The sequence below is a fragment of the Streptomyces murinus genome, assembly GCF_002154555.1.
GTDB lineage: Bacteria > Actinomycetota > Actinomycetes > Streptomycetales > Streptomycetaceae > Streptomyces > Streptomyces murinus.
This window is the reverse complement of record NZ_MUNF01000666.1, coordinates 1-7,399: the sequence shown is the minus strand read 5'-3', so window position 1 is coordinate 7,399 and position 7,399 is coordinate 1. Positions and strand designations below refer to the sequence as shown.

The following is a 7,399-nucleotide window of genomic DNA, read 5'->3' as shown; positions in this document are numbered from 1 at the left end:
AGGTGGGGGAGGAGGGTCAGGAGGACTCGTCGTCGAGCCAGCGGGGCTGTGACGAGCCGCGCGGGACGAGGAGCGGGCCGCGCCAGGCCGGCGGGGTCTCGCTCAGGGTCACCGGCGGGGCCACGAGGGAGAGTTCGCCGAGCGGGGTCGCCCGGGTGAGGCGCTCCGGTGGGGCCAACGGCGTCGCGGGCAGCAGCCGTTCGACCTGCTCGGGCGTGAACGTGCCCAGCTGATAGGCCCAGTTGGACACACCGGCGAGGGAGACCCGGACCCGGTAGCTGCCGCCCTCCTGGGCACGGCGCAGGACCGCGCTCATGACACCGGCGGCGACGAGATACGCGGCCAGGTAGTCGTTGAGCATCCGGCCGGGCGGCAACTGCGGTCGCCCGTCCCGCCGTTCGCTCCAGTTGACGCCGGTCAGCGCCTGGGCGTGCTGGTCGAAGCCGCCCCGGTCCCGCCAGGGGCCGCTGTGGCCGTAGGCGCGCACGGACACATGGATGATGCCGGGCGAGATCTCGGCACACTCCTCGGGGCTGAGCCCGAGCCGGGACATCTTGCCCGCCCGGTGGTTGTGTACGAACACGTCGGCGGTGCGCAGCAGTTCCTCGAAGGCGCGCCGGCCGTCGCCGCCGGAGTCCAGGGCGAGCCGGGCCGAGCGCAGACCGACCCCGGTCTCGTTCCAGCACAGATCGTGGTCAAAGGCGTTCGGCTCGCACACATGCAGCACGTCCGCGCCCTGCTCGGCGAGGACCCGGCCGGCCGCGGTGCCCGCGAAGACATGGGTGAACTGCAAGGAGCGCAGACCGGACAGCGGCTGGGCGCCGGCCGGCAGCGGACGCGGCGGGGCGTCGCCCACCCGCTCCACGGCCACCAGGGGTTCGTCCAGCACGGCCCGGCCCTGCGGGTGCGCGAGGAACTCCTCGCGGCTGCGGACGATCGCGAGGGGGACACCCCGGTCGGCCGCCTCCTCCTCCAGGTCCCAGGAGGTCCGCTGCGCGACGGCCGCGCCGATGTGCTCACGGGTGTGCGCCGTACCCAGCATGTCGAGGAAGGCGTCGCGGGTGCTCGGATAGCAGGCGATCGGGATGGCCCAGCGGTCGTCCGCGGTGCGGTACAGATCCCACAGCGCGGGGGCGAGCCCGCCGCCGAGCCCGAGGACGCTGCCCATGTTGGAGCCGTAGCCGTTCAGCGTGTTGCCGCCGCCGAGGTAGGGCGTGAGCTGGTGCATGGCCTGCCCGAGGTCCAGGCCGAGGCGCTGTGGGCGGCCCGTCGCGCTCTCCCAGATCTGTGCCGCGCCGACGGCCGCGGACAGCAGGGCTATGCCCATGGCCGAGCCCAGCCGGACGGTCGAGGGCACCAGCGGATCCTGTCCGCGCACGACGAGTTCGCTGACCGCGCCGTCACGCGACAGGCCGAGCGCCTTCAGTGTCCTGTCTAATTCACCGATCAGATCGAATTCGTTTTCTTCCATGCCCGGAAACATAGCACCGATGAGGTGGCGGTAAACCGGTCGAGTGCCATTTTCGAAGGGGGTTCGGAGTGCTCTTGATGAAAGCCGAACCGTCATCAGTCAGCTATCAGTTCACTATCAGGAAGGGCTGGTTCGGTTGTCCTGAAGCAGTCGATTCGTAGAGAGGCGGTGACGTGGATGTCGCATGATTTTCCCGCCGTGGAGGAGCTCAATCACCTGCCGGAGTACGAGCGCCGGGAGCTCATCGAGGACCTGGTGGTGAAGGAGTTCAGGAACGCCCTTTTCATGACCGACCACGAGGAGTTCGCCCTGGACGTGGGCTTCTTCGACCTGGGGCTCACCTCGTTGCGGCTGAGCGAGGTGAAGCTTTCCCTGGAGCGGAAGCTGGGTCGCGAGATTTCGACAGCCGCCCTTTTCGGCCATCCGACCGCCGGTCAGTTGATCGACCATCTTTGTGCGTGATCTTTTTCCTGCCCGGAGGGAATAAATGTCGGACACATCGAATCCTACGGCGGCCGAACTGGCCGCCGTACTCGCCGAACTGCGACGCAAGGAGGAAGCGCTCGCCGCCAACGCGGAGGCGCTCGCCGCCCTGGAACGCGAGAAATACGAACCCATCGCCATCGTGGGGATGGGGCTGCGTATTCCGGGCGGCAACAACGACGTCGACACATTCGCCGAGTTCCTGCGCGAGGGCCGTTCGGGCATCGGACCGCTGCCGGCCGACGAGCGCCGTCAGATGGCCCCGGGCGACGGCGCGGGAGCCGACGGGCAGGACGGCGATCTGCCGAGCGGCGGCTTCGTCCGTGACGTCGACCGCTTCGACGCCGCCTTCTTCTCGATCTCCCCCAAGGAAGCCCCCTACATCGATCCCCAGCAGCGGCTGGCCCTCCAGACCGCCTGGGAGGCGCTGGAGCACGCGGGCATCGACCCCACCTCGCTGCGGCACGGCGACACCGGCGTGTTCATGGGCGTCACCACCCTCGACTACATCTTCGAGTCCACCGACCTCGCCCCCGCCGACCTCGACGGCTACCTCGCGCCCGGACTCACCCACAGCGCCGTCTCGGGCCGGATGTCGTTCTTCCTCGGGCTGCGCGGCCCCTGCCTGACCGTCGACACCACCTGCTCCTCGTCGCTGACGGCCACCCACCTCGCCGTGCAGGCCCTGCGCGGCGGCGAGTGCGGGATCGCGCTGAGCGGCGGTGTCAACGTCATCCACAACGCGCAGAACCACACCATCCTGAAGCTGGGCGGGGTGCTCTCCGCCGACGGGCAGTGCAAGACCTTCGACGAGTCGGCCGACGGGTACGCGCGCGCCGAGGGCTGCGGGGTGCTGGTCCTCAAGCGGCTCTCCGACGCGCTGCGGGACGGCGACACCGTGCACGCCGTGATCCGGGGCTCCGCGGTCGGCCAGGACGGCGAGAGCGCGGGCCTGACGGCCCCCAACGGCGCCGCCCAGGAACAGGTCATGCGCTCCGCCCTGGCCCGGTGCCGGCTCACCCCCGGCGACATCCACTACGTCGAGGCCCACGGCACGGGCACCGCGCTCGGCGACCCCACCGAGATGGACGCGATCAGCGATGTGTTCGCGCAGTCGCACACCAAGGAACGGCCCATGGTGGTGGGCTCGTTGAAGACCAACATCGGGCACATGGAGGGCGCGGCCGGTGCCGGCTCGCTCATCAAGGCGGTGCTCCAGCTGCGGGAGCGTACGGTCTTCCCGCATCTGAACCTCGTCACCCCCTCCCGGCGCATCGCCTGGGACGAGGCGCCCGTCACCGTGCCGACCGAGTGCCGCCCCTGGCCCGGCACCGGCCCCGGGCGCGCGATGGTCAACGGGTTCGGTGTGACGGGCACGATCGCCTCCGTCGTCCTGGAGGAGGCACCGGCCGCACCCGCCGAGGAGCCGGAGACCGAGGCGCGCCCGAGCGCCGTGCTCACGCTGTCCGCCAAGAGCCGCGCCTCGCTGCGCCGGCTCGCCGAGCGCTACCTCGACCACCTGGACCGCCACCCCGACACCCCGCTCGCGGACCTGTGCCGCACCTCCAACACCGGGCGCGCGCACTTCCGTTACCGGATCGCCGAGGTGGTGGGCGACCGGGACGGCGCCGTACGGGCCCTGGGCAAGCGGGCCGAGTCCCTGGCGGCGGGCAGCGCCCGCGGCGGCTCGGCGAGCGCCCCGAAGGTGGCCTTCCTCTTCTCCGGCACCGGCACCCAGTACCCCGGTATGGGCGCCGCGCTCTACCGGCAGTACCCGGTCTTCCGCGCCGCGCTGGACGAGTGCGACGCCATCCTCACCCCGCTGCTCGGCGTCCCGCTCGGCGCGTTGATCCGCGGCGAGTGCGAGGCGCCCGAGCGCATCCACGAACCCCGTTACCTCCAGCCCGCGTTGTTCGGCCTGGAATACGCGATGGCCCGGCTCTGGCTGTCCTGGGGTGTGCGCCCGTCGGTGCTGATGGGCCACAGTCTGGGCGAGTTCGCCGCTGCCGCGGTGGCCGGACTGTTCTCGCTGGAAGACGGCGCCCGCCTGGTGGCCGCCCGCGGCCGGCTCAGCGAGGCACTGCGCAGCAAGGGCGGCATGGCCGCGGTCGGCGCGCCCGCCGCGGAGATCGCCCCGCTGATCGAGGACTACCCGGACCTGACCATCGGCGCCGTCAACGGACCCGGCCAGTGCCTGCTCACCGGCGGCCACGACTCGCTCGCCGACGCGGGCCGGAAACTGGCCGAACGCGGCGTGAAATTCACCCCGTTGAAGGGCGCTGTGCCCTATCACTCGCCGCTGATGGCGGAGATCACCGACGCGTTCCGCGAGGTCCTCGCCGGTGTCGAGTTCCGCACCCCGGGCATGGCCCTGGTGTCCAACGTGACCGGACGCGTGGCCCGCGGCCGGCAGATGGCGGACCCCGAGTACTGGATCAGCCACCTGCTCGAACCGGTGCAGTTCGAGGCCGGTGTCCAGACGGTGGACCAGCGCGGTAGGCATGTCTTCGTGGAGCTCGGCCCCTCCGGCGCGCTCACCGCGCTGGCCAGGACCTCGGCCGGCGATGCCGACCACGTCTGGCTGAGCAGCACCTTCCGCGACGACCAGGACGGCGACATGGTCCGCCGGTCCCTGGCCAAGGCGTACGAGGCGGGCGTGCCCATCTCCTGGACCGGCTACCACGAGGGCGCCTCGCGACGCCGGATCCCCGTGCCGTCGTACCCCTTCGACGGCAAGCGGTACTGGCTGCCCACCCCGCAGCGCCGGGCCGCCGAGGCCGTCTGGCAGGCGGAGCGGACCGGCGAGGACCAACAGGGCGCGAACGGCGGCCTGTTCTACGAACAGCACTGGGTCGCGCAGCCCCTGCCGGACACCCGCCGCGACGGACGGCGCGTCCTCGTCGCCGGGGGCACCGGCCGGCTGCCGCGCGCCCTCACCGAGGCGGCCGCGGCCCAGGGCGTCACCCTCGACGCCGTATCCGATCCCGCGGCCCTCGCCGGGGCGCTGGCGGGCGAGCCGCCCACCGATGTGTGCTGGCTGTGGCGCGCCCACACCGGCGAGGAGACGGGAGCGGCCCGGCTGCGCGCCGAGTCCGAGGCCAACTACCGTGATCTGCTGGCCGTGTTGGACACACTGGCCCGCTCGGGCTTCGGCCGGGGCCAGCGGCTGTGGCTGGTCACCGAGGGCGCCCAGCACCTGCCCGGCGACAAGAACACCGAACCGGCGGCCGCCGCCACCCTGTGGGGCTTCGGCCGCGCGCTGGGCGCGGAGTTCCCCGGCTACCGCGTGACCCTGCTGGACCTGGCGCCCGGCGTCGACGGCGCCGCAGGTCTGGTGGGGGAGTGCCTGGCGGCCCAGGAGAGCGAGCTGGAGATCGTCCACCGCGACGGCGGGCGCTGGGTACGGCGGCTGCGCGCGGCCGACCCCGTGCCCGCGGACTCCCGCCCCCTCACCGTCCGCCCCGACCGCACCTATGTGGTGGCCGGCGCGACGGGCATGGTCGGACGGGCCCTCGCCCGCCGCCTGGTCGCCCTCGGCGCCCGCCATCTGGCCCTGCTGAGCCGCACCGGCGGCCCCGCCCCGGCCCTCGGCGACGGCGTCACGGTCCAGGTCCACGCCTGCGACCTCGGCTCCGCGCCCGACCTGACCCGCGTCCTGGCCGAACTCGCCGCCACCGCGCCCCCGGTGGGCGGTGTCGTGCACGCCGCCCAGGAGGCCGCGCGGGACCTGCCGCTCGCCCAGCAGACCTGGGAGAGCCTGGACGCCGTCTTCCGGGCCAAGGTCTACGGCGCCTGGCTGCTGCACGAGGCCACCGCAGGACTGCCCGAGCTGGACTTCTTCCTCGGCTGCTCCACGGCGGGCGCCCTGTTCGGCGCCGCGACGCAGACCGGTGCCGGCGCGGGCGCCGCCTTCCTCGACCATCTGATGGCCCAGCGCGCCGGTGCCGGGCTGCCCGCCACCGCCGTCAACTGGGGCCCCTGGGCGCCCCGGGAGCCCGGCCGGCAGCTCAGCTCCTCGCTGGTCCGCAGCTGGGAGGGCCAGGGCATCACGCTCCTGGAGGAGGACGAGGCCACCGACGCGCTGCCCGCGCTGCTGGACGCCGGGCGCGCCCAGGTCCTGATGGGCCGCTGCGACTGGAACCGTTTCGTGGCCCGCAGGGCGCCCAGCGCGCTCTTCGCCGAGCTGGTCTCGGGATCCGCCGCGGACGGGGCGCCGACCGGTGTCGACGCCCTGGCCGACACCCCGGGGGCCGCCCGCTCGGCCGGGATCAACGCCATCGTGCGGGCCCGGCTCGCGGACGTCCTGCGCTTCGAGTCGGCCGACGACATCGAACCCGACGCCGAACTGGCCGCCCTCGGCATGGACTCGCTCAACGCGGTCGAGATCCGCAACGCGCTGGAGGCGGCCTTCCGGATCACACTGCCCGCGTCGGTCACCTTCGACCGGCCCGGCGTGGACCTGCTCGGCGCATACATCGAAGAACTGCTGTCCGGTGCCGAGGCACCGGCACACGAGGCGGGAACGGGAGCACACCGATGACCACAGCCACACGATCGCGGACCCTGGGGGAAGTGATCTCCCGCGAGGCCGCGCTCCGGCCCGACCAGCCGGCCGTCGTCTGCGCCGGACGGTCACTCACCTACCGGGAACTGGACCGGGAGAGCACGCGAACGGCCGAGGTGCTGCGCGCGGCCGGCGTCGTGCCCGGCGCCCGGGTGGGCTACCTCGGCAAGGAGGCCGTCGAGTACTGGGAGCTGGCCTTCGCCTGTGCCCGCACCGGCGCGGTCCTGGTCCCCGTCAACTGGCGGCTGACCTCCCAGGAGGTGGACCACATCCTGCGGGACTCCACCACCCAGGTGCTGCTGGTGGACGAGGAGCACCTGCCGGTGGCCGCCGAGGTGCGCAAGGGGCTGCCCACACTGCGGACCCTGCTCTGCCTGGACGCCGACACGCCGGACGCCGAGTCCCTGGCCGCCCGCAAGGACGCGGTGTCCGCGGGCACCGGCCCGCGGAAGTCCGGCGGCCGGGAGGTGCCGGACGACGCGGAGAGCCCCGTCGTGCAGATCTACACCAGCGGCACCAGCGGGCTGCCCAAGGGCGTCGTCCTGCCGCACCGCAGCTTCTTCAACGTCGCCGAGGCGATGGACGACAACGGCCTGGACTGGCTCGACTGGAAGCCCGGCGACCGCAGCCTGATCGGCCTGCCCGGCTTCCACATCGGCGGTCTCTCCTACGCGATGCAGGCGTTCAACGCCGGTGTCACCGTGGTGTCGCTGCCCGCCTTCATCAGCTCCGACGCGGTCCGGGTCATCGAGGAGGAGAAGGTCACCACCGGCATCGTGGCGCCCGCCATGCTGGAGCTGATGCTCCTGGAGCCGGCCGCCGCCAGGGGCGCCCTCGGCTCGCTGCGCAAGATCGTCTACGGCGGCTCGCCGATCGGCGAG

Annotated in this window: 4 protein-coding genes; 3 read left to right on the top strand and 1 reads right to left on the bottom strand. The window is 72.7% G+C overall.

The window, feature by feature from the left end:
- Positions 1-16: 16 nt before the first annotated feature.
- Entirely contained in the window at positions 17-1,471 is a 1,455-nt protein-coding gene (locus tag CCN72_RS32595; RefSeq protein ID WP_086811797.1) for a CoA transferase, read from the bottom strand.
- Positions 1,472-1,648: 177 nt separating this feature from the next.
- Between CCN72_RS32595 and CCN72_RS32590 the strand changes: the two genes are divergently transcribed.
- The 3 genes from CCN72_RS32590 to CCN72_RS32580 form a co-directional block, all read left to right on the top strand.
- The gene (locus tag CCN72_RS32590; RefSeq protein ID WP_086811795.1) at positions 1,649-1,933 is read left to right on the top strand and encodes an acyl carrier protein; all 285 of its coding nucleotides are present in this window, start codon (positions 1,649-1,651) and stop codon (positions 1,931-1,933) included.
- Positions 1,934-1,958: 25 nt separating this feature from the next.
- Positions 1,959-6,494 carry a type I polyketide synthase gene (locus CCN72_RS32585; protein WP_086811793.1) on the top strand — a complete coding sequence of 1,512 codons (4,536 nt, stop codon included), beginning with the start codon at positions 1,959-1,961 and terminating at the stop codon, positions 6,492-6,494.
- On the top strand, positions 6,491-7,399 hold a 909-nt coding region (locus CCN72_RS32580; protein WP_143664276.1), incomplete at its 3' end, for an AMP-binding protein. The genes CCN72_RS32585 and CCN72_RS32580, both read left to right, overlap by 4 nt.

Coding starts and splice junctions, on each gene's coding strand:
- CCN72_RS32585 (WP_086811793.1), top strand. CDS start 1,959: ATGTCGGACACATCGAATCCTACGGCGGCCGAACTGGCCGCCGTACTC.
- CCN72_RS32590 (WP_086811795.1), top strand. CDS start 1,649: ATGTCGCATGATTTTCCCGCCGTGGAGGAGCTCAATCACCTGCCGGAG.
- CCN72_RS32595 (WP_086811797.1), bottom strand. CDS start 1,471: ATGGAAGAAAACGAATTCGATCTGATCGGTGAATTAGACAGGACACTG.